This window comes from Enterobacter sp. MG-EB028 (assembly GCF_056673305.1).
Window position 1 is genome coordinate 768,433 of the sequence record NZ_CP195079.1, and the last position, 24,319, is coordinate 792,751.

20 protein-coding genes and 1 riboswitch are annotated in these 24,319 nt (G+C 54.4%); of the genes, 9 read left to right on the forward strand and 11 right to left on the reverse strand.

Annotated elements, in window-relative coordinates:
- Positions 1-17: 17 nt before the first annotated feature.
- From ACR42C_RS03575 to sgrR, 6 genes are all read right to left on the reverse strand, one after another.
- On the reverse strand, positions 18-2,198 hold the full coding sequence (locus ACR42C_RS03575) for a T6SS effector phospholipase Tle3 domain-containing protein (RefSeq protein WP_479984768.1): 2,181 nt from the start codon (positions 2,196-2,198) through the stop codon (positions 18-20).
- Positions 2,198-4,708, reverse strand: coding sequence for a type VI secretion system Vgr family protein (locus tag ACR42C_RS03580; protein ID WP_479984769.1), 2,511 nt, complete (start codon positions 4,706-4,708; stop codon positions 2,198-2,200). The genes ACR42C_RS03575 and ACR42C_RS03580 overlap by 1 nt, the downstream gene beginning before the upstream one ends.
- Before the next feature lie 336 nt (positions 4,709-5,044).
- Positions 5,045-5,746, reverse strand: a complete 702-nt coding sequence (thiQ, locus tag ACR42C_RS03585) for a thiamine ABC transporter ATP-binding protein ThiQ (protein WP_233002950.1) — start codon at positions 5,744-5,746, stop codon at positions 5,045-5,047.
- The gene (gene thiP, locus ACR42C_RS03590) at positions 5,730-7,340 is read right to left on the reverse strand and encodes a thiamine/thiamine pyrophosphate ABC transporter permease ThiP (protein ID WP_320720961.1); all 1,611 of its coding nucleotides are present in this window, start codon (positions 7,338-7,340) and stop codon (positions 5,730-5,732) included. Before thiP ends, thiQ begins: the two co-directional genes overlap by 17 nt.
- Positions 7,316-8,299 carry a thiamine ABC transporter substrate binding subunit gene (gene thiB, locus ACR42C_RS03595; protein ID WP_479984770.1) on the reverse strand — a complete coding sequence of 328 codons (984 nt, stop codon included), beginning with the start codon at positions 8,297-8,299 and terminating at the stop codon, positions 7,316-7,318. The genes thiP and thiB overlap by 25 nt, the downstream gene beginning before the upstream one ends.
- A 31-nt stretch (positions 8,300-8,330) precedes the next feature.
- Positions 8,331-8,431: riboswitch (TPP riboswitch) on the reverse strand.
- A 36-nt stretch (positions 8,432-8,467) separates the two neighbouring features.
- The gene (sgrR, locus tag ACR42C_RS03600; RefSeq protein ID WP_163330307.1) at positions 8,468-10,123 is read right to left on the reverse strand and encodes an HTH-type transcriptional regulator SgrR; all 1,656 of its coding nucleotides are present in this window, start codon (positions 10,121-10,123) and stop codon (positions 8,468-8,470) included.
- Between the two features lie 88 nt (positions 10,124-10,211).
- On the opposite strand from sgrR, the gene sgrT reads away from it, so the two are divergent.
- Complete coding sequence (sgrT, locus tag ACR42C_RS03605; protein WP_116342480.1) at positions 10,212-10,364, forward strand: glucose uptake inhibitor SgrT; 153 nt, start codon at positions 10,212-10,214, stop codon at positions 10,362-10,364.
- 120 nt (positions 10,365-10,484) lie between these two features.
- Complete coding sequence (locus ACR42C_RS03610) at positions 10,485-11,663, forward strand: sugar efflux transporter (protein ID WP_116342482.1); 1,179 nt, start codon at positions 10,485-10,487, stop codon at positions 11,661-11,663.
- A gap of 86 nt (positions 11,664-11,749) precedes the next feature.
- Here ACR42C_RS03610 and leuD read toward each other — a convergent pair whose 3' ends face one another.
- The 5 genes from leuD to leuL form a co-directional block, all read right to left on the reverse strand.
- Entirely contained in the window at positions 11,750-12,355 is a 606-nt protein-coding gene (leuD, locus tag ACR42C_RS03615) for a 3-isopropylmalate dehydratase small subunit (RefSeq protein ID WP_023345432.1), read from the reverse strand.
- Positions 12,356-12,365: 10 nt separating this feature from the next.
- Positions 12,366-13,766, reverse strand: a complete 1,401-nt coding sequence (leuC, locus tag ACR42C_RS03620) for a 3-isopropylmalate dehydratase large subunit (protein ID WP_163330309.1) — start codon at positions 13,764-13,766, stop codon at positions 12,366-12,368.
- Positions 13,767-13,768: 2 nt separating this feature from the next.
- Positions 13,769-14,860 carry a 3-isopropylmalate dehydrogenase gene (gene leuB, locus ACR42C_RS03625; RefSeq protein ID WP_163330310.1) on the reverse strand — a complete coding sequence of 364 codons (1,092 nt, stop codon included), beginning with the start codon at positions 14,858-14,860 and terminating at the stop codon, positions 13,769-13,771.
- The gene (gene leuA / locus ACR42C_RS03630; RefSeq protein ID WP_116342492.1) at positions 14,860-16,431 is read right to left on the reverse strand and encodes a 2-isopropylmalate synthase; all 1,572 of its coding nucleotides are present in this window, start codon (positions 16,429-16,431) and stop codon (positions 14,860-14,862) included. The genes leuB and leuA overlap by 1 nt, the downstream gene beginning before the upstream one ends.
- A gap of 91 nt (positions 16,432-16,522) precedes the next feature.
- On the reverse strand, positions 16,523-16,609 hold the full coding sequence (gene leuL / locus ACR42C_RS03635) for a leu operon leader peptide (RefSeq protein WP_071786497.1): 87 nt from the start codon (positions 16,607-16,609) through the stop codon (positions 16,523-16,525).
- 608 nt (positions 16,610-17,217) lie between these two features.
- On the opposite strand from leuL, the gene leuO reads away from it, so the two are divergent.
- The 7 genes from leuO (at position 17,218) to ftsL (ending at position 24,311) form a co-directional block, all read left to right on the forward strand.
- The gene (gene leuO / locus ACR42C_RS03640) at positions 17,218-18,162 is read left to right on the forward strand and encodes a transcriptional regulator LeuO (protein WP_479985179.1); all 945 of its coding nucleotides are present in this window, start codon (positions 17,218-17,220) and stop codon (positions 18,160-18,162) included.
- Positions 18,163-18,542: 380 nt separating this feature from the next.
- A complete protein-coding gene (gene ilvI / locus ACR42C_RS03645; protein WP_166710107.1) occupies positions 18,543-20,267 on the forward strand; it encodes an acetolactate synthase 3 large subunit in 1,725 nt (574 codons plus the stop codon).
- 1 nt (position 20,268) lies between these two features.
- Positions 20,269-20,760: an acetolactate synthase small subunit gene (ilvN, locus tag ACR42C_RS03650; protein ID WP_045259452.1), complete on the forward strand. Its 492-nt coding sequence runs from the start codon at positions 20,269-20,271 to the stop codon at positions 20,758-20,760.
- A 179-nt stretch (positions 20,761-20,939) separates the two neighbouring features.
- Positions 20,940-21,947, forward strand: coding sequence for a catabolite repressor/activator (gene cra / locus ACR42C_RS03655; RefSeq protein WP_014168621.1), 1,008 nt, complete (start codon positions 20,940-20,942; stop codon positions 21,945-21,947).
- Between the two features lie 599 nt (positions 21,948-22,546).
- Positions 22,547-23,005, forward strand: coding sequence for a division/cell wall cluster transcriptional repressor MraZ (gene mraZ / locus ACR42C_RS03660; RefSeq protein ID WP_014882537.1), 459 nt, complete (start codon positions 22,547-22,549; stop codon positions 23,003-23,005).
- 2 nt (positions 23,006-23,007) lie between these two features.
- Positions 23,008-23,949, forward strand: a complete 942-nt coding sequence (gene rsmH, locus ACR42C_RS03665; RefSeq protein WP_028015503.1) for a 16S rRNA (cytosine(1402)-N(4))-methyltransferase RsmH — start codon at positions 23,008-23,010, stop codon at positions 23,947-23,949.
- Complete coding sequence (ftsL, locus tag ACR42C_RS03670) at positions 23,946-24,311, forward strand: cell division protein FtsL (RefSeq protein WP_006173860.1); 366 nt, start codon at positions 23,946-23,948, stop codon at positions 24,309-24,311. The genes rsmH and ftsL overlap by 4 nt, the downstream gene beginning before the upstream one ends.
- Positions 24,312-24,319: the final 8 nt, after the last annotated feature.

The following is a 24,319-nucleotide window of genomic DNA, read 5'->3' on the forward strand; positions in this document are numbered from 1 at the left end:
TTACTTCCCTGTTTTGTTCAATAAGGGCGAAGATCGAGCGCCGATATCTGATTTTGTAATCCCAGTTCACGGTCACTTTTTGCTTTGGGCATATCCCATTGCAAATTTGCGACTTCCTGGTTACCAGCTGCCAAATCTCGCGATGGCTTTACCGTCGTGGCATTCTGAAATTCATTTACCACCCCAAACTGCCCTGTCGGTAAAATGTCATTTGGCTTATTCATAAATTTTTTTGTGGCATCGACATTCAGTCGACCTGAACGATAGTATTCTCTTGCCAGCAGATTATTGTTCAGCGGATCCCGCCAGTCCGCACGGTGCAGTAGGTCTTCCCAGAATTTGCCTGCCTTATAATCAAAGGACCGGCACTGGCCGATGGCCAGGTCAAAAGCCATCGCATGGGACGGGGCATATTCACTCATCACGATTGACGAGTGCTGGCTGTAACTTACCGGGTCGGACTTCGCCCATTCCTTTTCCAGCTCTTCGCGCGGGCGAAGCCAGGTTAATGTCACGGTCGGAAAATCCTTTGAACCTGCCACCACGCCGTTAATCACCTGGACACCGCGCTCATAGCTTTCCATTTTCAGCTCATCGGGCGTCAAGACATGGCCGGGATGCCAGCTTAGGCTTTGGTATCTGCTAACACCGTATGTGGCGCTTTGCGTCCGTTTGATGGCGTAGGCTTTTGCTGAGTAGGAAATATAGGCGTCCGGGCTGTCCGGATCGATGGAGGCGGTATACGGCTTATCTCTCGTTTTTGGATCGTCGCCTTTATAATTATTTGCCCCCTGCAATGTGAATATAAACTTCACCGGTAGCTCTTCACCGTTCACCATCACGTCATGCGCGGTGTAAGAGGCGTTACCGACTGAACCGTAATCCGCATCACCCGTTCTCACGGGCGGCAGGCTAAACGGTTTCCCGTCCGGCGTCGTTCCCACCTCTCCATGTTGATAAAATACCCGCTGATACAGGTTTGGAATATGGCTGGCAATATCTTCAGGAATACCGCGCCAGCCGAACCCCTGTATGTTCTTGAGGGAGACCGTGCCGTCATTCGGACAAAAATAGTTATAGACCCGGCCGTTATTATCACGTCTGTATCTTGTATCCGTCCTTAACGGGTTGTCGGACGGTTTACGCAGCGTGCAGGCCGCTTCCATTGCCAGAATATCGGCTTCTGTTATCTCACCGCCGTTGTAATGCGTCGCCATCAGTGCGCAAAAGTTCTTAAACGTCTGCACCCGCGCATCGGATGTCTGATGATGACCCGGTTGAATATCTTCAGCCAGCCGACTTTCGAGCGAGTAAGGGGAGTGATTGAGAATGACGCAGTTAACCGGTTCATATCCCGCCTGCTTTACCAGCATGTTTGCCAGCATGGTGATAATCGTCCCCTGACTGTGGGCCACGATATTTATGACATCATTTTCTGTTACCGGCTCACGCCGGATTGTGAGGATCAAATCCGCCAGGCGCTGTGCGGCAAAGAACTGGTAAATCCGGTGAGGATTAGAAAAAATAGGATGGGTAAAATCACCATCATTCGCATGCAATGTTATAATCCCTGCTGCGGACGTTGCTAAACCCCCCGCGCCTGGCCCCAGCATATCCGGAATATTGGTTGTCGCATTCGCAAAGGTGCCGCCGCCCTTGGCATAGTTCACATCAAGCGCGTTACCAAAATTGTCGTTCTGGTATTTAAACGCCCCCTGGCCGTCATTACCCAAATCCGCTTTTTTCTTCGCATCATCCTCCTGGTAAGCGTCGAACGGCAGATGTGCCTCCGCCTTGAGCTTGCTGACTTCATTGCGATAGCGCTGCTGATCTGCGCGGTATTCTTCATGCGTTACGGGCTTATAGCCCCAGTAAAACGGGATAACCGGCGAGCGGCCCGGCGCCGCGATTTTCTTTTGCGCTTCTTCATTGTGCGTCATGATGAAGTGATTCCATTCATGCGCGTACATATCTGTCCGGTTAAGCCGTTTATTTAACCCGGCGATAATGCCTTTCTCCTGATTCTGATAGGCTTCACCCACATCGTTTACCCCATGAACCAGAATCACGATCCCCGGCATCGGACGAGGAATGCCCACCCTGCATGTCTGCGCCGTCAGGCTTAATGATTTGGGGACGGGGATATCGTTCTCAGAGACCACGCGCGGGCAATACGGGCTTTTCTTCTCATCAGCCATCAGAGTACCTCCAGTTTGTACGAATCAAGGTCGGCCGCATCCAGCAGCGGGGAACAGCCATTGCTGTCGGTCACGCCTTCAATCATTTGGCCCGCCGAGCTTTTAAGGCGGAACGCGCGGTTAGCGAGGATCTGCTCCGGGTCGTCAGACGCATGCAGCTGATAGCGCTGTGCAAACGCGCCCTTGTTAAATGCAGGCGGTTGCGTTTGCACGCTTTCCGCCCCTTTATAGGCAAAATTCGGCGCTTTAATGTCCACGCCGGTTGGCGAGAAAATTTCAACCAGCCCGCTGGGACTAATACGGATGCCACCACCACCGCATACCAGCTGTATTCCCTGCTTCGCACTGCCGTTAATTTTGCCTGCCGTGCTCGTGACGGTGAAATCATCCTGAGAAAGCATGTGCAGGGCTCCGCGCTGCGCCTCCGTTTTGATATCACCGGCACTGGCAATCAGCTGTATGCCAAGTTTGCGGGCGAACAGAGAGAGCCTTTCCCCTACGGCCAGCGAGAACTTTTTCACCACGTTTACGCTGCCGTTGCGGCCAGCGGTTGCAATCAGATCCTGACCTGCCGAAAGCTGCAGGCTTTGCGGCGTGACGTGGGCCTGTCCTTCTCCGGCATAGGTCAGCAGGCCGGCGCCCGAAAGCTTATTCAGCGTCTTAAGCAGGGCATTTTGTCGTTCGGTATCCACCTCATCGGCACCGGCCGTCATTGCGCACTGCTGCAGCGTTATGGCCAGCGAGAGTGCTTTTTCGAGCTGCGCGATGGCCGCCGTCATATCCAGCTGTTGTCCCTGGGCGCGCGGTTGCGCTTCAGTGCTAATCATTACGCCTTTTGCCGCTCGCAGCGCCATCCAGTCATCTGTTCGCGCTTCAAGACCTTCCCCGCGTGGCTTTCCTTCCGCATCGACAAGATGGCCCACGCTGAGCTGTCCCTTTCCGCGCTCTGTTGAAATCTTGATATGTTCCTGGCCCCGCTTGTCTTCCAGACGGATTTTATTCAGGCCTGCAGTACGGATGATGTTGCGGGTATCATTGCGGTTTGTGACTAAATCAGTGTGCGCGCCGTTATGCATGGCATGGGCGATGAACGGGCGATCCGGATCGCCGCCTTCAAACGCAATGGCGACCTCCGTGCCTTCGAGCAGTGGAAAATGAAAACCGTAAACATCTCCGGCGTACGGTCTGGCAAGGCGCACCAGCGCACTTTCAAAGCCTGAACGTTTCTCATCGAGATCAAAATCGAACTTCACCCGGTAGCGTCCGGTGGCATCAATCCCCGCATAGATTTTATTGCTGCCTATCGCCATTACCCGTGCGGGAACGGTACCTGCAATTTGTGGTCGGGGAAGAAATTCTGGCCTGAAACTATACTCATGCCGGCAAGGGATGCCTGACAGCAGGGCTTGATAATGCTCTGCGCGACTGCCCGTTATCGTCATTGACGTAACGAAAAAACCTTTCTTAAAGCCATCAGGAATTTGACCGGTTATATCGAATTTTATTCCCGGCTGCAGTTCCGCTGCGCCGGTTGTGGCACCGAGTACACACTGGGTATTTAGCAGGCGCTCATAGCGCAAACGTGCATAGAACGCAGCGGTTTCGCTTTCTTTTCCATAAAAATCCCCGCCCTCAAGAAAATGATCTGAATGGTGATACTCTCTGCCTGCCGTCATGCCACCGGGAATGTCGGTACTTACAATAGTTTTGTCCGCCTGTGGAGAGAGGGGAGCGCGGTAGTTATAGGCCCTCACCATTATATTTTCGGGTATTAACGCATGTCGTTCTTCGAGTTTTGTCACGTACTCATCATGACTGGTCACCCCGGAGCGACGAACAAAGGGGAATTTCTTTTCGCTAATGATATAGCGACTGGCAGAGTCGCCAAATATAACCACTGTTTCCGTCGGCGTGGTGCTGTGATTTTCAAGACGGAACCATATTCCTACTTCGGCCAACAGGCGGCGAATAAACTGCAGGTCGGTCTCTTTCCACTGAATAATCATTTCCCTGCGGGGATAGCTACAGCTGAGGTTGTCGAAATCAATATTGAAGCCTTCAAAATAACGGCTCTCTTTCATCAACTGCGTGACGACCTCCGGCACGGAGACATCGGTGTACACTGCCGAACGGAAGTTTCTGTTCAGTAACGCAAGTTCATGTTCAAGCACGCATTCATAGAGCGCTTCATCTGAAGATGACTTAAGGCGGGAAAACGCAGTAATGGTTCCATTGATCTGGCGCACTGGCAGCCAGGTTGGCTGACCATGCCATGACGCCTCAGGGTTAGGAGCGCGAAGAAGAAATTCCGCCTTCTGATTCAAAACGGCGTCAGGTGAAATATTTGCATTGGGGCTGGTAAATCGGATGGTATAGCGATAGGGCTGGCTGAGTGCTTCTTCGCCTGTAAAGGAATGTACGTCGTTTAACGCGTTAGCGTTACGTGGGAAAAAAAGTAAATAGCGATTTAGCGTGTCATTTTGCTGAAAGTTTCCTGGGCGCACTGCCATGACAATATCCCTTTCAAGAGCAGTAAAATCATAAAATAATACTCTCTTAGCAAAGAAACGTAAGGGTAAAAATCATGTTGATGTATTTATTTTTGCCTGATGTATTTATTTTTCGTATATATAAAAGATATTAATTCATAAATAAAATGTGATTTAAAATAATAATGAAAAAGTTCGATTTATTATTTTTCAGGATCGTCGGTTGCCAAACAGGGTTATATGCGCTCTGACTTTTCATTCAGAGCGACATTCGGCTATGGACTTGCAGTAGGGGTTTTCATCACTTTTGAAAAAATGGCGGAGGATTTATTCGTCCTCTGAGTGAAGGGGAGGGCATCAGACTGCCCTGATGCCCAGCAGTGAAGACGCGGTAGCTTTCCCCTTCAGCAATTCTTCTGTCTTCCCATCCCACGCAATTCGCCCTTCGGCAATCACCACCGATCGCGGCGCAATCCGTGCGGCATCCTCAATACTGTGCGACACCATCAGCATCGTCAGTTGCTGGCGCTGACAGACGTCCTGCACCAGCGCCAGCATCTCCTGGCGAAGCGCGGGATCGAGCGCAGAGAAGGGCTCATCCAGCAGCAGTACTGGCTGCTCTCGCACCAGACAACGCGCCAGCGCCACGCGCTGACGCTGGCCGCCGGAAAGCTCGCCCGGCAGCCTGTCGATGAACCCGGTGATCCCCATCTGTGCGGCAATGATCTCCAGCTTCTGGCGCTGGGCGTCGTTCAGCCTGAGCCCCGGATGCATTCCCAGAGCGATGTTTTGCCGCACCGTCAGATGGGTAAACAGGTTGTTTTCCTGGAACAGCATTGAGACCGGACGTTTTGCGGGCGGCGTGTGGGTATGATCGTGATTTTCAATGACGATCGCGCCGCTTGCCGGCTGAAGAAAACCCGCAATCAAATTAAGCAGCGTGCTTTTTCCCGCGCCGCTTGGGCCAAGTACGGCGATCATCTCCCCCTGGCGCACGGAGAGCGTGAAGCGCATCGGCAGATGCTGGTAAAGCCAGGTTACATCAGTCAGTGTTAACATCGCGCCCCGGAAGTTTTTCGATAACGGTAAATAAGGCAAAGCACAGCAGCAGCAGTAACAGTGCTGTGACCGCGCCATCATGACTGCGATAAGAGCCGATTTGCTGATAGAGCCAGAACGGCAGCGTGCGGAAATCTTCGTTGCCAAAGAGGGCTACCACGCCAAAATCGCCAATCGACAGCACGCAAGCAAACGCCAGCGCCTGGGCGAGCGGCCGTTTTAGCGCGCGGAGTTCGACCACCTTCAGTCGCTGCCAGCCCTGCATGCCCAGCGACTGGCACAGTAAACCGTAACGGCTGTTGACGTCGCGCATCGGGTTTTCCAGCACCTTAAGCGCGTAAGGGATGGCCATTAAGGCGTTGGTAAAAATGACGATGCCGTCGGCGCTTTCCGGCAGGCCGATGGTGCTATTGAACAGTAAAAAGAAGCCCGTCGCCAGCACGATGCCCGGCATCGCCAGAATCAGCATGCCCGTCAGCTCCAGCGCCTGTCCGGTTTTACGAGCATGACGCGCGTAGAGTTCACGGCTGCTCCAGAGCAGCATCATGGTCAGAAGTACACAGACCAGCCCGGCAGCCAGCGCGATGCGCAGCGAGGTCCACGTTGCTTCCCAGAGCACGGGCTGCTGCAGGACGGACGTGAGATTGAGGTTCAGTCCGTCAACGATAACGGCCAGCAGCGGCGGCAGCAGCAGCATGAGCGCCAGCGTAATCAGGATAAAATCGGCGACGCGGCTGTGCAGGCTGTCCTGCGGGTCGCGCCAGCCGGTTATTTGATTACTGCCAGCGGGAATGGCTTTACTCAGTCGCTGGCTCAGCAGCACCAGCACCAGACAGCACGCCATCTGCACCATCGCCAGCAGCGCGGCGCGGCCCGGATCGTAGTCGTAACTTAAGGCCTGATAAATCGCCAGCTCAATGGTGGTGGCCTGCGGCCCACCGCCGAGCGAAAGCACGGTGGCAAAGCTGGCGAAGCAGAGCATAAAGATTAGCGCGGCCACCGGGGCAATCTGACGTCGCAGCCACGGCCATTCGACAAAGCGGAAGAACGACCAGCCGCGCATGCCGAGCTGAGCCGCAATCTGGCGCTGTTCGCCGGGAATGTTTTCCAGCGCCTGTAAAAAGAGGCGCGTCGCCATCGGCATATTGAAGAAAATGTGCGCCAGCAGAATGCCTTTCAGCCCGTAAGGGGAAAAGGTCCACTCCAGCCCCAAAGATGCAAAGAGCGAAGCCAGCCAGCCCTGACGACCGTAGACGCTCAGAATGCCAAAAACGGCCACCAGAACTGGCAGGATCAGCGTCATGGCGCACAGGCGCAGCAGAGCCTGCCTGCCGGGAAAACGCCGGCGGTACAGCGCTCGCGCGAGGAAAATGGCCGGGATCGCTGACAGCAGCGCAGAAAGAAACGCCTGCCAGAAAGAGAACCGGATAACGTGCCAGAGATAGCTGTCGTGCCAGAGCGCGAGCAGATCGCTCTCTGGCGCATTAAACCACAACGCAAGGAATGCCCCCAGGCTGACCACCACCATCAGCATGGCGGCGAGCAGGCCGGGGATTAACCAGCCGGGAATTAACGGCTGACGGCGCGTTGCCATTCACTTACCCATGCTGCACGCTGCGCGGCGACCTGCTGCGGCGTAAATTCCAGCGAGGTTGTTGGTTTGGTCAACTGCTCGAAACCTGCGGGCAGCGCAACGCTGGTGACCGGATACATCCAGTTGCCTGCGGGAATCGCATTCTGGAACGCCGGTGAAACCATGAACTTCAGGAACTTCTCGGCCAGCTCCGGCTGTTTGCTGGCGGCGGTACGCGCTGCCACTTCCACCTGCAGATAGTGCCCTTCAGCAAAATTCGCGGCGGCGTAGTTGTCTTTCTTCTCGGCGATGATGTGGTAGGCCGGAGAGGTGGTGTAGCTCAGCACCAGGTCGCTTTCCCCTTTCAGGAACAGGCCGTAGGCTTCGCTCCAGCCCTTGGTCACGGTGACGGTTTTGGCGGCCAGTTTCTGCCACGCTTCCGGCGCTTTATCTCCATAGACTTTCTGCATCCACAGCATCAGGCCCAGACCCGGCGTGCTGGTACGCGGATCTTCATAGATCACGCGCCACTTCTGGTCACTTTCCACCAGCTCTTTCAAGCTTTTCGGCGGGTTTTTCAGCTTATTTTTGTCGTAAACAAAAGCAAAATAGCCGTAATCGAACGGCACAAAGGTGTCGTTTTTCCAGCCGCCCGGCACGTTGACGGCATCTGCCGCCACGCCGCTTTTGGCAAACAGTTTGGTTTGCGTCGCGGCTTCCAGCAGGTTGTTATCCAGCCCGAGCACCACGTCGGCCTTGCTGTTTTTCCCTTCCATGCGCAGACGGTTGAGCAGCGACACGCCATCTTCCAGCGCCACGAACTTCAGCTCGCAGTTGCAGTCGGCTTCAAAGGCTTTTTTTACCACCGGGCCAGGGCCCCAGTCGGCGGAGAAGGAGTCGTAGGTGTAGACCGTCAGGACGGGTTTCGCGAAAGCAGGCAGCGCAAACAGCGCCAGCAGGGGGAAAACTTTTTTTAACACTTTGCACCTCAGAGTTGAGTGGCAAAGGATTTTGAGCGACAGCCTCAAATCCCTTCGCCGGCGTTATCCGGATCAGGTTCGACGGGTATTATCTCAGCGCACATCTGTGATGCAGCACCCCGTTGAGAACGGCGCTATTGTAATGATTTGGTGAATATTACGAAAGCGTTATGGTTCCGGCGGCGCAAACCAGGCGGATTTAAAATCAAACCAGCCCAGGGTGTTCATCCGCAGGCCGCGCATGCTGCGCTGTCCCTGGATCAGCAGCCAGTGGTGGATCAACGGTACGATCGTCTGCCCGGCCAGCAGCTCCTGACACCATGCGGCCAGATCCATTTCGCCTGCCCGCCATTTCGCGGCGTCCTGCTGCCAGTCCCGGTTGATACAGTGCTGAATGAGGGGCACTTCATACAGGTGAGAAAAGAGCGAGAAATCAAGCGGCAGCGTGAAGTTGGCGCTATTGAGCCAGATATCGCTGACGACATCCCCGCGGTGCCATTCATCATAATCGACTTCCTGTATCGCCAGCGTCACGCCTTCGGCCGCCAGCAGCTTGCTCATAATCTTCGCGATAAAACGGTGCTCAATGTGATCGCGATAGTAGCTGAGGGTGATGGTCTCCAGCCCGGCAGGTTTTCCACTGCGCACCGGCTGAGCATGGTGCCAGCGCGGAAGCAGGCCATATGCCGGGAACCACCAGGTCTGGTATTGCTCCTCTGCGTGATAAATCAGGTTAGCCGGGGCCAGAACATGGCTGATCCACGTGCGGACGTCGTGGTTTGCTCCGCGGTGGCTGCGGCTGTCAAAGAGCAGGTAGTAACAGCCCTCCTCCAGGCGACTTTCGAACGCCTTTTCGCTTGTTGTGGGGCCTTCCAGCGTCAGGCCTGCGCTCAGCTCTTCGTTGAGATCCGGTAATACCCAGACGTTCACTTCGTCGATCAGCGCCCGATAGCCAAAATAGTCATCAAAGGCGCGGATCTTGAGCTGGTTGTTGGTATTGCGCGTCACGGAGTAGGGGCCCGTGCCAATCGGCAGGCTGGCAAAATTGTTCAGCGATCGCCATTCGCCGGGCAGGATCATTGAGGGCACATAGCCCAGCAGCCACGGCAGCCATCTGTCCGGCTGCGACAATTCAATGTCCAGCGTCCAGGCCGTGGGGGAGTGGATCCGCGAGACGTGCGAATAGAGCGGAAGCGTGCGGGCGCGTTCCAGAGAGGCGATGACGTCACTCATCTCCAGCTCGCGTCCGTGGTGGAAGTGAATGCCCGGGCGTAAAAAGAAACGCCAGTGCAGGGGGGAAAGCTGCTGCCAGTGGTGCGCGATGTCCGCTTCCAGTTCCCCGTTTTCCTCATTTATTTTCGTCAGGCCGCTGAATATCTGCCGGGCCATATGGGTTTCAGAACGACGCAACGCCGTGCCGGGCAACAGGTTTTTCATTGGCCGATAGTAGAGCACCCGCATAATGTGGCGGCCCTGACGAAAGCTGCGCCCCAGATGCGAGACCAGCATCTGGCGCACGGCGGCCTTGTCGCCCACCAGCTGGACCAGCTGATCGATGCGATCCTGCTCCAGCAGATCCTCCGCCCGCTGTTGTTGCAGCGCCAGACCGGTATAGAGGAAGGTCAAGCGTGAGCGCTTACCGCGTCCGGCCTCGGCCTCCCAGCTTAGCCAGCCCTGCTGCTGCATGGTGTTGAGCAACGTGCGCATATGGCGGCGAGAGCAGTTGAGGAGTTCTGCCAGCTCGTTAAGCGTGGTCTCCTGCGATTGACCCTCGCAGCACTGCCACAGGCGGATAAATTGTTGTTGCAGTCGACCGGATGGCATAAAAGAGGAACTCCTGACAAAAAATCAGCAATTTATTAATCCCTATATTAGGCCAATAATGCTTTCCGATGAAGTGAGGAGGTAAATTATGAAGAGGTCTACCGCACGTCAGTTTTATCAGCAGTACTTTTCAGCGACAAAAGGATCGTCCTGGCTGGCCCGCCAGTGTGCAGAGCAACGGCTGAAAATATTGGAAGAACTGATGCAGTGGGACGTTACGAAACCGACCTCTTCCCGCTAACTCGCCTCGATCATGTGTGACTGAGTATTGGTGTTTATCACCCGCCAGCAAAATGTTTTTGCTGGCTTTTTTCGTTTATTCTTTCACCCAATTTCGATTCGCTTTCACAAGGACTTGCGCATGCTGTGGTTGATGACGATGGGGCGCCGCCTGAATGGCGTATATGCCGCTTTTATGCTGGTGGCCTTTATGATGGGCGTGGCGGGGGCCCTACAGGCGCCGACGCTGAGCCTGTTCCTCAGCCGCGAGGTGGGCGCACAGCCGTTTTGGGTTGGCCTGTTTTATACCGTTAACGCCATTGCCGGGATCCTCGTTAGCCTGGGACTGGCGAAACGATCGGACAGCCAGGGCGATCGCCGCAGGCTGATCCTCTTTTGCTGCGCGATGGCCGTGGGCAACGCGCTGCTTTTTGCCTTTAACCGGCACTACCTGACGCTCATTACCTGCGGCGTGCTGCTGGCCTCTCTTGCCAATACCGCCATGCCGCAGCTGTTCGCGCTGGCCCGTGAATACGCCGACAGCTCGGCGCGGGAGGTGGTGATGTTCAGCTCGGTGATGCGTGCGCAGCTCTCTCTTGCATGGGTCATCGGCCCGCCGCTGGCCTTCATGCTGGCGCTGAACTATGGCTTCACGGTCATGTTTTCTATCGCGGCAGGCATTTTTATTATTAGCCTGGCGCTGATTGCCTTTGCGCTGCCGTCCGTCGCTCGGATTGAGCAGACGACGGATAAGCCCATCACGCAGGTGAGCGGCTGGCAGGATAAAAACGTCCGCATGCTGTTTATTGCCTCCACGCTGATGTGGACCTGCAACACCATGTACATCATTGATATGCCGCTGTGGATCAGCAGCGATCTGGGCCTGCCGGACAAGCTTGCCGGGATCTTAATGGGCACAGCTGCCGGGCTGGAAATTCCAGCGATGATTCTGGCGGGGTATTACGTGAAGCGCTTCGGAAAGCGTCGGATGATGATCGTCGCCGTGGCGGCCGGGGTGCTGTTTTACGCGGGACTGATCCTTTTCCATTCGCGTGAAGCGCTGCTTGCGCTGCAGCTGTTTAACGCTGTGTTTATTGGCATCGTTGCCGGGATCGGCATGCTCTGGTTCCAGGATCTTATGCCCGGACGCGCAGGCTCTGCGACCACGCTTTTTACCAACAGCATTTCGACGGGCGTTATTCTGGCGGGGGTGATTCAGGGGGCGCTGGCGCAAAGCTATGGCCATGCCTCGGTTTACTGGGTGATTGCGGCGATTTCGGTGGTTACGCTTGGGCTGACCTGCCGGGTCAAGGATGTTTGATTCCGGGAGGTGGCTTCACGAAATGAAACGATTGTCTGACAGGTATCGGAGGGAAGCAATGGCCCGCGTGCAGCGGGCCACTGCTTTTAGCCCATAAACGCAGGCTGTTTTTTCTCGTACGCGGAGATGGCGTCCTCGTGCTGGAGCGTCAGGCCAATGCTGTCCAGACCGTTCAGCATGCAGTGGCGACGGAAGGCATCGATGCTGAAGCTGTAGGTCTTATCCCCGGCTTTCACCACTTCCCCTTCCAGATCCACCTCAAACGCCATGCCCGGGTTCGCCTTAACCAGCGCGAACAATTCATCGACCTGCTCGTCGCTCAGCGTCACCGGCAGCAGCTGATTGTTGAAGCTGTTGCCGTAAAAGATATCCGCGAAGCTCGGGGCGATAACTACCTTAAAGCCGTAGTCGGTCAACGCCCATGGCGCATGCTCACGCGATGAGCCGCAGCCGAAGTTTTCCCGCGCCAGCAGAATGGAGGCACCTTTGTATTCCGGGAAGTTCAGGACGAATTCCGGGTTCGGCACTTCGCCTTTGTCGTCCAGAAAACGCCAGTCGTTAAACAGGTGTGCGCCAAAACCGGTGCGGGTCACTTTCTGCAAAAACTGCTTAGGAATGATCGCGTCCGTATCGACGTTAGCGGCGTCCAGCGGGACAACACGGCCCGTATGTTGGGTAAATTTTTCTGCCATGATTGTCTCCTTATTTCAGGCTGCGAATATCGGCGAAATGGCCGGTAACTGCCGCGGCGGCGGCCATTGCCGGGCTGACCAGATGGGTGCGTCCACCGCGGCCCTGACGGCCTTCAAAGTTACGGTTGCTGGTAGAGGCGCAGCGCTCGCCCGGATTCAGGCGGTCGTTGTTCATCGCCAGACACATTGAGCAGCCCGGCAGGCGCCACTCGAAGCCTGCTTCGATGAAGATCTTATCCAGACCTTCCGCTTCCGCCTGGGCTTTCACCGGACCGGAGCCTGGAACCACCAGCGCCTGCACGCCCGGCGCCACTTTACGGCCTTTGGCAATCTCTGCCGCCGCGCGTAAATCCTCGATACGTGAGTTGGTGCAGGAACCGATAAAGACTTTATCAATGGCGACATCGGTCAACGGTACGCCTGGCTTCAGTCCCATATAGGCCAGCGCTTTTTCCGCACTGGCGCGCTCGACCGGATCGGCGAAGGACGCCGGGTCCGGGATGCTGTCGTTGACGGAAATCACCTGGCCCGGATTGGTGCCCCAGGTCACCTGAGGGGCGATCTCTTCCGCCTGCAGCGTGACAACGGTATCGAAGGTCGCGCCGTCGTCGGTTTTCAGGGTTTTCCAGTACGCCACCGCGTCGTCAAAATCCTGACCCTTCGGCGCATGCAGACGGCCTTTCACATAGTTGAAGGTGGTTTCGTCCGGCGCGACCAGGCCAGCTTTTGCGCCCATCTCAATAGCCATGTTGCACAGGGTCATACGACCTTCCATGCTCAGCGCCTGAATCGCGTCGCCGCAAAATTCCACAACGTGGCCGGTACCGCCCGCGCTGCCGGTTTTACCGATGATGGCCAGCACGATGTCCTTCGCGGTAATGCCCGGCGCGGCTTTACCCTTTACTTCAATTTTCATGGTTTTGGCGCGCCCCTGCTTCAGGGTCTGGGTCGCCAGAACGTGTTCCACTTCAGACGTGCCGATCCCGAAGGCCAGCGCGCCAAACGCGCCGTGGGTTGCGGTATGGGAGTCGCCGCAGACGATGGTCATGCCCGGCAGGGTAATACCCTGCTCAGGCCCCATCACGTGGACGATGCCCTGATACGGATGGTTCAGGTCATACAGCTCAACGCCAAACTCGTTGCAGTTCTTGATCAGCTCCTGCATCTGGATACGCGCCATCTCACCCGAGGCATTAATGTCTTTGGTCTGGGTGGAGACGTTGTGATCCATAGTCGCGAAGGTTTTACCCGGCTGACGTACCGGGCGCTTGTGCGCGCGCAGGCCGTCAAATGCCTGCGGAGAGGTCACTTCGTGTACCAGATGACGGTCAATGTACAGCAGCGGGGTTTCGTTTGGTGCCTCGTAAACAACGTGCGCATCAAACAACTTTTCATATAACGTCTTAGCCATGATTACACCCCTTCAGCGACATAGCGGGCAATAATGTCGCCCATTTCATCGGTACTGACTGCTGCCGTGCCGCGCGCTAAGTCACCGGTACGGACGCCTTCTTCTAACGCCCGGTTAATGGCGTTTTCAATTGCGGTTGCTGCGTCGCCTGCATCGAGGCTATAGCGCAGCAGCAGGGCCAGGGAGAGGATCTGCGCAATCGGATTAGCAATGTTTTTGCCGGCGATATCCGGTGCGGAGCCGCCCGCCGGTTCGTACAGTCCAAAGCCTTCTTCATTCAGGCTGGCGGATGGCAGCATGCCCATAGAACCGGTGATCATCGCGCACTCGTCAGACAAGATATCGCCGAACAGGTTGGAGCAGAGCAGCACGTCAAACTGGGACGGATCCTTAATCAGCTGCATCGTTGCGTTGTCGATGTACATGTGCGACAGCTCAACGTCCGGGTACTGCTTAGCGACTTCACTGACGATCTCGCGCCATAAAATGGACGACTGCAGCACGTTCGCTTTATCAATGGAGGTCACCTTATGGCGGCGCTTACGTGCTGACTCAAACGCGATATGGGCGATACGTTCAATTTCGAAACGGTGATACACCTCGGTATCAAACGCTTTCTCATGCTGGCCGCTGCCTTCGCGACCTTTTGGCTGACCAAAGTAGATTCCACCCGTCAGCTCGCGCACGCAGAGAATGTCGAATCCGTTGGCCGCGATGTCCGCGCGCAGCGGGCAGAACTCTTCCAGCCCCTGATACAGCTTCGCCGGACGCAGGTTGCTGAACAGCTTAAAATGTTTACGCAGCGGCAGCAGCGCGCCGCGCTCTGGTTGCTCTGCCGGCGGGAGATGTTCCCATTTTGGGCCACCGACGGAGCCAAACAGCACGGCATCGGCATTTTCGCAGCCTTCAACGGTGGCTTTCGGCAATGGCGTTCCGTGATTATCAATCGCAATCCCGCCCACGTCGTAGTGGCTGGTGGTAATTTTCATCGCAAAACGCGTGCGAACGGCTTCCAGTACTTTCAGCGCCTGTGCCATTACTTCCGGGCCAATACCGTCACCCGGCAACACAGCAATATGGTAATTCTTCGACATTACACGGTTTCCTTGTTGTTCTCTTTATTCTGAGCTTTGCGTTGCAACTCTTTTTCGACTTCAGCGGCGCGCCAGATGTTGTTCAGGACATGCACCATCGCTTTCGCGGAGGATTCGACAATATCCGTCGCCAGGCCCACACCGTGGAAACGGCGGCCGTTGTAGTTGACGACGATATCCACCTGACCCAGCGCATCTTTACCATGTCCTTTCGCCGTCAGGTCATACTTCACTAACTCAACGTCGTACTCGGTGACGCGGTTGATCGCCTGATAGATAGCGTCGACAGGGCCGTTGCCGTTTGCCGCTTCCGCTTTAATTTCATCACCGCAGGCCAGTTTGACCGAGGCGGTGGCGATGTCGCTGGAGCCGGACTGCACGTTGAAGTAATCCAGACGGAAGTGCTCTGGCTCTTCCTGCTGCTTGTTGATGAAGGCCAGCGCTTCCAGGTCGTAATCGAACACCTGGCCTTTCTTGTCGGCCAGCTTCAGGAACGCGTCGTACAGCTGATCCATGTTGTAATCGCTGTCCTGATAGCCCATCTCTTCCATACGGTGTTTCACCGCCGCACGGCCGGAACGGGAGGTCAGGTTCAACTGCACCTGGTTCAGGCCGATAGATTCCGGGGTCATGATTTCGTAGTTTTCACGGTTCTTCAGCACGCCGTCCTGGTGAATGCCGGAGGAGTGTGCGAAGGCGCCGGTGCCGACAATCGCCTTGTTGGCCGGAATCGGCATGTTGCAAATCTGGCTGACGGTCTGGCTGGTGCGCCAGATTTCGTTGTGATTGATGCGGGTGTGCACGTCCATGATGTCCTTGCGCACCTTGATTGCCATAATCACTTCTTCCAGCGAACAGTTGCCCGCGCGCTCGCCGATACCGTTCATCGCGCCTTCTACCTGACGCGCGCCGGCGTGCACCGCGGCGATGGCATTGCCTACGGCCAGGCCCAAATCATCATGGGTATGCACTGAGATGATCGCTTTATCAATATTCGGTACGCGCTCATACAGGCCGGTGATGATGTTGGAGAACTCAAACGGCATGGTGTAGCCGACGGTGTCCGGGATGTTGATGGTTTTCGCGCCCGCGTTGATGGCGGCTTCCACTACGCGTGCCAGGTCTTCGATTGGCGTGCGGCCCGCATCTTCACATGAGAATTCAACGTCATCGGTGTAGTTGCGTGCGCGCTTAACCATATATACCGCGCGTTCAATGACCTCATCCAGCGTGCTGCGCAACTTGGTTGCGATATGCATGGGGGAGGTGGCAATAAAGGTGTGAATACGGAAGGCTTCGGCCACTTTCAGCGACTCAGCAGCTACGTCGATGTCTTTCTCTACGCAGCGCGCCAGACCGCACACGCGGCTGTTTTTAATGGTGCGGGCGATAGTCTGGACGGATTCGAAATCACCCGGAGACGAGACCGGGAAGCCGACCTCCATCACGTCGACGCCCATACGTTCGAGAGCCAGCGCAATCTGCAGTTTCTCTTTTACACTCAGGCTTGCCTGTAATGCCTGTTCACCGTCACGTAAAGTTGTATCGAAAATAATGACTTGCTGGCTCATGGGTTAGGTCCTTGTCAGTCTTAGGGCGCCTTGCTACGAGCATAAAAAAACCCGCGCAGTGGCGCGGGTTTTTAGTCTTACTGGTGACGATTCAACGCTGAATTTCGCCCGCCAGTCTACCGCGCACAGTGGATGCGTTTAGTAGTAGTAGACCGGTGAAACGAATGGTGCGTGTCATGAATCGTGCTCCGTTAAATTCAATATGCTTTTAGTGGTACTGGATACGACTGTGCATGTCAACCCCTGATGGTAAAAACGGCCCCGGAAGGTCGAGCAGGGAGGATGTGTGCTTTAGCTTATTGTGCTGGATTTTTCTTGTCTGGCTTTACAAATTGTCTAAATTTGGACTTAAAAAACATTTGCAGAAACAAATAAAATTAATAGGTATTTTTCAGGCGATCGTTTTGTTATGTAGGTGTCCTTTTAAAAATTCTTTAATATCACTTATTTATCATTCTGGTAAGTGTGTTTTGACTTCATTGAAATGAAAGGTGATAACAGATTATTAACTCAGTGCTGAGCAACAGCGATAACAGTTTAATTATACTTAAGTCATCCTTAACTGGATGGTTGTTGTATATTGATTCGGTTTATGGTTTCATTCCAGCACTAAAGTTAAACATATCTTTTGCGTCTATTTTTATTTTAACGTTATTACGTGATCTTTATATATTCCGATTTTTAAACAATTTTCTTTCGCTGGTCGTATTTGCATGGTAAATCATATTTTCTGAAATTATTACAGTGCGTTGGCGAAGGGAGTGTAGCGTGACAGTGGAGTCAGAAGTGCCAGAAAATAATATTAAACAACCACAAGTTACTGATGGGATTAAACCGCAGTTGCGCACGGTGGATCTTAATCTATTGACGGTGTTTGATGCCGTCATGCAGGAGCAGAATATCACCCGGGCGGCACAAACGTTGGGAATGTCACAACCTGCGGTAAGCAACGCGGTTGCCAGGCTTAAAGTGATGTTCAACGACGAATTATTCGTTCGTTATGGCAGAGGGATCCAGCCGACAGCGCGGGCTTTCCAGCTTTTCGGCTCCATCCGCCAGGCGCTGCAACTGGTGCAAAATGAGCTGCCAGGCTCGGGCTTTGAACCCTTAAGCAGTGAGAGAGTATTCCATCTCTGCGTCTGCAGCCCCTTAGATAATTATCTGACATCAATTATTTATAATAAAGTTGAAGAGATCGCACCTAATATTAATCTTGTCTTTAAATCGTCCTTAAATCAAAACACTGAACACCAGTTACGTTACCAGGAAACCGAATTCGTCCTGGGTTATGAAGAATTCCGCCGACCTGAATTTTCCTGCGTACCGCTGTTTAAAGATGAAATGGTGCTGGTTGCCAGCAAAAAACATCCACGACTGAATGCTCCGCTACGTGAAAGTGACGTTTATAGCGAACAGCATGCCGTTGTCGCGCTCGACAGATATGCCTCCTTTAGCCTGCCGTGGTACGACACTGCGGAGAAACAGGCGAGCGTGGCTTATCAGGGGATGGCCATGGTCAGTGTATTAAACGTCGTTTCCCAGACGCAGCTGGTGGCAATTGCGCCACGCTGGCTGGCAGAAGAGTTCTCTGGCGCATTAAATCTGCAAATTCTGCCCCTGCCACTCAAGCTAAATAGCCGTACCTGCTATCTCTCCTGGCATGAAGCCGCTGGACGGGATAAAGGACATCAGTGGATGGAAGAGCTACTTATTAGGATCTGCCGTCGATAATCGAGTCAGGATAAATTGCATCTCTGCATGTGATTTATCCTGGTTTTATTTCATTTATTGATATTTTGTTCTGTTGTGTATTTTGTCTGGCGGCTGCCAGGCCTGTAAAAATAGATGATTTTCTGAATCGCCGCGCTTTTCAGCGATGATTTATCATTTCGTCCTCTAATTTCAGATGAATTAACCATATCCTCTGACAATGTCTGTTTTTTCTGCTTTCACGGCCTCTTCTCTCTCCTGGTTTGCGAATTGCCTGCCTCATAACGAGCGGTTAAGGTAAGTATCACTCTGCAAAATAGAAGACGGGTTCATCCCGATCGCAAGACGGTGCGGAAATGAATTCGGCGGTCCGTCTATAACAAAATGCCTGGAGGCAAAGCATGGAGATGTTGTCTGGCGCGGAAATGGTCGTCCGGTCGCTGATCGATCAGGGCGTAAAGCAAGTGTTCGGCTATCCTGGCGGTGCGGTTCTTGATATTTATGATGCGCTGCATACGGTAGGGGGCATTGACCATGTGCTGGTACGCCATGAGCAGGCGGCGGTGCACATGGCCGATGGCCTGGCGCGTGCGACGGGTGAAGTAGGCGTGGTCCTGGTCACGTCGGGGCCCGGTGCGACAAACGCCATTACCGGCATTGCGACTGCGTACATGGACTCTATTCCGCTGGTGATCCTTTCCGGACAGGTCGCGACATCACTGATTGGCTATGACGCGTTTCAGGAGTGCGACATGGTCGGGATTTCGCGTCCCGTTGTGAAGCACAGCTTCCTGGTCAAGCAAACCGAAGACATTCCTGGCGTGCTGAAGAAGGCGTTCTGGTTGGCGGCAAGCGGGCGCCCGGGGCCGGTGGTGGTCGATCTCCCTAAAGATATCCTGAACCCGGCAAACAAGCTGCCTTATGTCTGGCCGGAATCGGTGAGCATGCGCTCTTACAACCCAACAACGCAGGGCCACAAAGGTCAGATCAAACGCGCGCTGCAAACGCTGCTGGCCGCAAAAAAACCGGTGGTCTATGTCGGTGGCGGGGCTGTCAATTCAGCGTGTGAGGCACAGCTTCGTGAACTGGTTGAAAAGCTCAATCTTCCTGTTGCGTCATCGCTGATGGGGCTTGGAGCATTTCCCGCCACCCACCGTCAGGCGCTCGGCATGTTAGGGATGCACGGTACCTATGAAGCCAACATGACAATGCATCATTCTGACGTGATCTTTGCCGTCGGCGTGCGTTTTGACGATCGTACTACCAACAACCTGGCGAAGTACTGCCCGAATGCCACCGTGCTGCACATTGATATTGATCCAACCTCAATTTCAAAAACGGTGTCGGCTGATGTACCTATCGTCGGTGACGCTCGTCAGGTCCTTGAACAAATGCTGGATCTGCTGGCCCTGGAGAACACAGCTCAGCCGCTGGATGAGATCCGCGACTGGTGGCAGCAAATTGAGCAGTGGCGCGCGCGGCAGTGTCTGAAATATGACACCCAAAGCGAGCATATTAAGCCGCAGGCGGTCATCGAAGCGGTCTGGCGACTGACGAAAGGCGATGCATATGTAACCTCTGACGTGGGCCAGCATCAAATGTTTGCCGCCCTCTATTATCCGTTTGATAAACCTCGTCACTGGATCAACTCGGGTGGTTTAGGCACGATGGGCTTTGGCCTGCCTGCCGCGCTGGGCGTTAAGCTGGCGCTGCCAAATGAAACTGTTGTCTGCGTGACCGGTGACGGCAGTATCCAGATGAACATTCAGGAGCTCTCCACCGCGCTGCAATATGAGCTGCCGGTGCTGGTGCTCAACCTCAACAACGGCTATCTCGGCATGGTGAAGCAGTGGCAGGATATGATCTACTCGGGCCGCCACTCTCAGTCGTACATGGAATCGCTGCCGGATTTTGTTCGTCTTGCTGAAGCTTACGGTCATGTGGGGATGCGGGTGACCGATCCGGCTGAACTGGAAACGAAACTCGCAGAAGCGCTTGAGCACGTTAAAAACAACCGCCTTGTCTTTATGGATGTCATCGTTGATGGGACCGAGCACGTTTATCCGATGCATATTCGCGGCGGCGGAATGGATGAGATGTGGTTAAGTAAAACGGAGAGAACCTGATATGCGCCGGATATTATCGGTATTACTGGAAAACGAGTCTGGCGCACTGTCGCGCGTCATTGGGCTTTTTGCGCAGCGCGGCTATAACATTGAAAGCCTGACCGTAGCGCCAACGGACGATCCGACGCTGTCGCGTATGACGATTCAGACCGTTGGCGACGCCAAGGTGATTGAGCAGATCGAGAAACAGCTGCATAAGCTGGTCGACGTGCTGCGCGTGAGCGAGCTGGGGCAGGGCGCTTACGTTGAGCGTGAGGTCATGCTGGTAAAAATTCAGGCCAGCGGTTACGGGCGGGAAGAGGTCAAACGCAATGCGGATATCTTCCGCGGGCAGATCATCGACGTCACGCCTTCTCTTTATACGGTTCAGCTGGTCGGAACCAGTGACAAGCTGGACGCTTTCCTGGCGTCCGTGCGGGATGTAGCAAAAATTGTTGAGGTGGCGAGATCGGGGATCGTTGGTCTGTCACGCGGCGAGAAAATCATGCGGTAGTTGTTAAAAAGGTTCGCCTCTTTCAGCCCGGTCACCAAAGCCGGGCTTTTTTTTGCGTAATCAGCCGACAACGCAGATAAAAGCGGTTGCCGCGAAGGCTTTTCTGCGTTTAGATGTTAAAAGATTTAACCATAACCTTGACAGGGCCATGGACTCTTTTCTTTTTTTAAGGGGCAATTGTGAAACTGGATGAAATCGCCCGGCTAGCCGGCGTGTCACGAACAACGGCCAGCTATGTGATTAACGGCAAAGCAAAGCAGTACCGTGTCAGCGATAAGACCGTTGAAAAAGTTATGGCGGTGGTTCGTGAGCATAACTACCATCCGAATGCTGTCGCTGCCGGCCTGCGTGCCGGGCGCACCCGCTCTATTGGTCTGGTGATCCCGGATCTGGAAAACACCAGCTATACCCGTATCGCCAACTATCTTGAACGTCAGGCTCGTCAGCGCGGTTACCAGTTGCTGATCGCCTGTTCTGAAGACCAGCCCGATAACGAGATGCGCTGCATTGAGCATCTGCTCCAGCGTCAGGTTGATGCCATCATCGTCTCGACCTCCTTACCGCCGGAGCATCCGTTCTACCAGCGCTGGGCGAACGATCCTTTCCCCATCGTTGCGCTGGACCGCGCACTCGATCGTGAGCATTTCACAAGCGTAGTGGGTGCCGATCAGGATGACGCGGAAATGCTGGCCGCTGAGCTGAGAACTTTCCCCGCTGAAACGGTGCTGTATCTTGGCGCGCTGCCTGAGCTTTCCGTGAGCTTCCTGCGTGAGCAGGGGTTCAGAACCGCCTGGAAAGACGATCCGCGTGAAGTCCACTATCTCTATGCCAACAGCTATGAACGCGAAGCCGCTGCGCAGCTGTTCGAAAAATGGCTGGAGACGCACCCGATGCCCCAGGCGCTGTTCACCACGTCGTTTGCTCTTCTGCAGGGGGTGATGGATGTCACCTTACGTCGTGAAGGCAAGCTTCCCTCCGACCTGGCGATCGCCACGTTTGGGGATAACGAGCTTCTCGATTTCCTTCAGTGCCCGGTGCTGGCGGTGGCTCAGCGTCACCGCGATGTAGCTGAACGCGTTCTGGAGATTGTTCTGGCGAGCCTGGATGAGCCGCGAAAACCGAAGCCGGGTCTGACGCGTATCAAACGTAATCTCTATCATCGCGGAATTTTGAGCCGCCATAAATGAAATGACGGGGCGGCGAAAACCGCCCCTTTTTACTGAAATAATTTGCCGAGTTAATTCCCGCAATGAAATTAGGATAATTCTTGAGAGATCATAATCTACTATTTTTCCTAATTCATTTTGTCGTTTTAAATGGTCCTTAAAGAATCACGAAGCCATTTTAAAAGCCTATCTTTGTATTATTTTGTTACAAACCCTCTTCGGTCGATGAATATTCAGCCGTTTTTCCTTCCCCCTTGACCGGCCAGCAACGCAGCCGCTGCCTTCACCGTCCGCTTGCGTGAATCTGGCGCTGTTATCCCCAAAGAATCTGTCATAAAATGCTGCCCGCGTCGCAAACTGACACTTTATATTTATCTGCGATGATATTGAGTGAGCCTTAACGCTAGTGTGCATATTCGGTTTTTTTCTTACAAATATTCATAACGTTAATTTTGCCTCGCCAGTTGTGCAGTTATTAGCCAGGTCTGTTTATCTCTGTAAATAGCGGCCTTTCGGGTCCTTATAGGGAGAGTCCTGGCTTGACAAGCTTTTCCCTCGCTCCGTAAACTCCTTTAGGTGGGAATTTGTGGGTTAAAGTGGTGAGGAGGGGTGAGACTGGCATGTTCCGTGGAGCTACGTTAGTCAATCTCGACAGCAAAGGGCGTTTATCGGTCCCAACCCGATATCGCGACCAGCTGATTGAGAACGCTTCGGGTCAAATGGTTTGCACCATTGACATCAACTCCCCCTGCCTGCTGCTTTACCCCTTACCTGAATGGGAAATTATTGAGCAAAAGCTGTCGCGACTGTCGAGCATGAACCCGCAAGAGCGCCGCGTGCAGCGGCTGTTATTGGGACATGCCAGTGAGTGTCAGATGGATAGCGCCGGGCGATTACTGATTGCGCCCGTGCTGCGGCAACATGCCGGTCTGACCAAAGAAGTGATGCTGGTCGGACAGTTCAACAAGTTTGAACTGTGGGACGAAACGACCTGGTATCAACAGGTCAAGGAAGATATCGACGCTGAGCAGTCTGATTCCGCAACTTTATCGGAACGGCTGCAGGACTTGTCTCTATAAATATGATGGAAAATTATAAACACAAAACGGTGCTGCTGGACGAGGCCGTAAACGGCCTGAACATTCGTCCGGATGGCATCTACATTGATGGCACGTTTGGTCGCGGTGGTCACTCGCGTTTGATCCTCTCCCAGCTTGGAGAGGAAGGGCGTCTGCTGGCAATCGATCGCGATCCGCAGGCGATTGCCGTTGCACAGACCATCAATGACCCACGCTTTTCCATCGTGCATGGACCTTTCTCTGCGCTCGCGGATTACGTTGCCGAGCGCGATCTTACGGGCAAGATCGACGGGATTCTTCTCGATCTTGGCGTCTCTTCACCCCAGCTTGATGATGCAGAACGCGGCTTCTCCTTTATGCGCGACGGTCCGCTGGACATGCGTATGGACCCGACGCGTGGCCAGTCTGCCGCCGAATGGCTGCAGACCGCTGACGAAGCGGATATTGCATGGGTGATCAAAACCTTTGGCGAAGAACGTTTTGGCAAGCGCATTGCGCGCGCCATCGTTGAGCGCAACCGCGTTGAGCCAATGACCCGCACCAAAGAGCTGGCTGAAGTGATTGCGGCGGCGACGCCGGTGAAGGATAAACACAAACATCCCGCGACCCGTACCTTCCAGGCGGTTCGCATCTGGGTAAACAGTGAACTGGAGGAAATAGAGCTGGCGCTAAAAAGCTCGCTCGACGTGCTGGCCCCGGGTGGGCGGTTATCCATCATCAGCTTCCATTCGCTGGAAGACCGCATTGTGAAACGCTTCATGCGTGAACAGAGCCGCGGTCCACAAGTGCCAGCGGGGCTGCCGATGACGGAAGAACAACTCAGGAAGCTGGGTGGCCGTCAGTTGCGAGCATTAGGCAAGTTGATGCCGGGCGAAGAAGAGGTGGCAGAGAATCCACGCGCCCGTAGTTCAGTGCTGCGAGTTGCAGAGAGGACGAACGCATGATCGGCAGAGTGACAGAGACCCTAAGCAAAGTTAAGGGATCGTTAGGAAGCAACGAGCGCCATGCTTTGCCTGGCGTGATCGGCGACGATCTTTTGCGGTTTGGGAAGCTGCCACTCTGCCTGTTCATTTGCATCATTGTCACGGCAGTTACGGTGGTGACCACGGCTCACCATACACGTTTATTGACTGCGCAGCGCGAGCAGCTGGTGCTGGAACGCGATGCGCTGGATATTGAATGGCGAAATCTGATCCTTGAAGAAAACGCGCTCGGCGATCACAGCCGGGTTGAACGGATCGCAACGGAAAAGCTGCAACTGCAGCATGTTGATCCTTCCCAGGAAAATATCGTAGTACAAAAATAAGGGAAAAC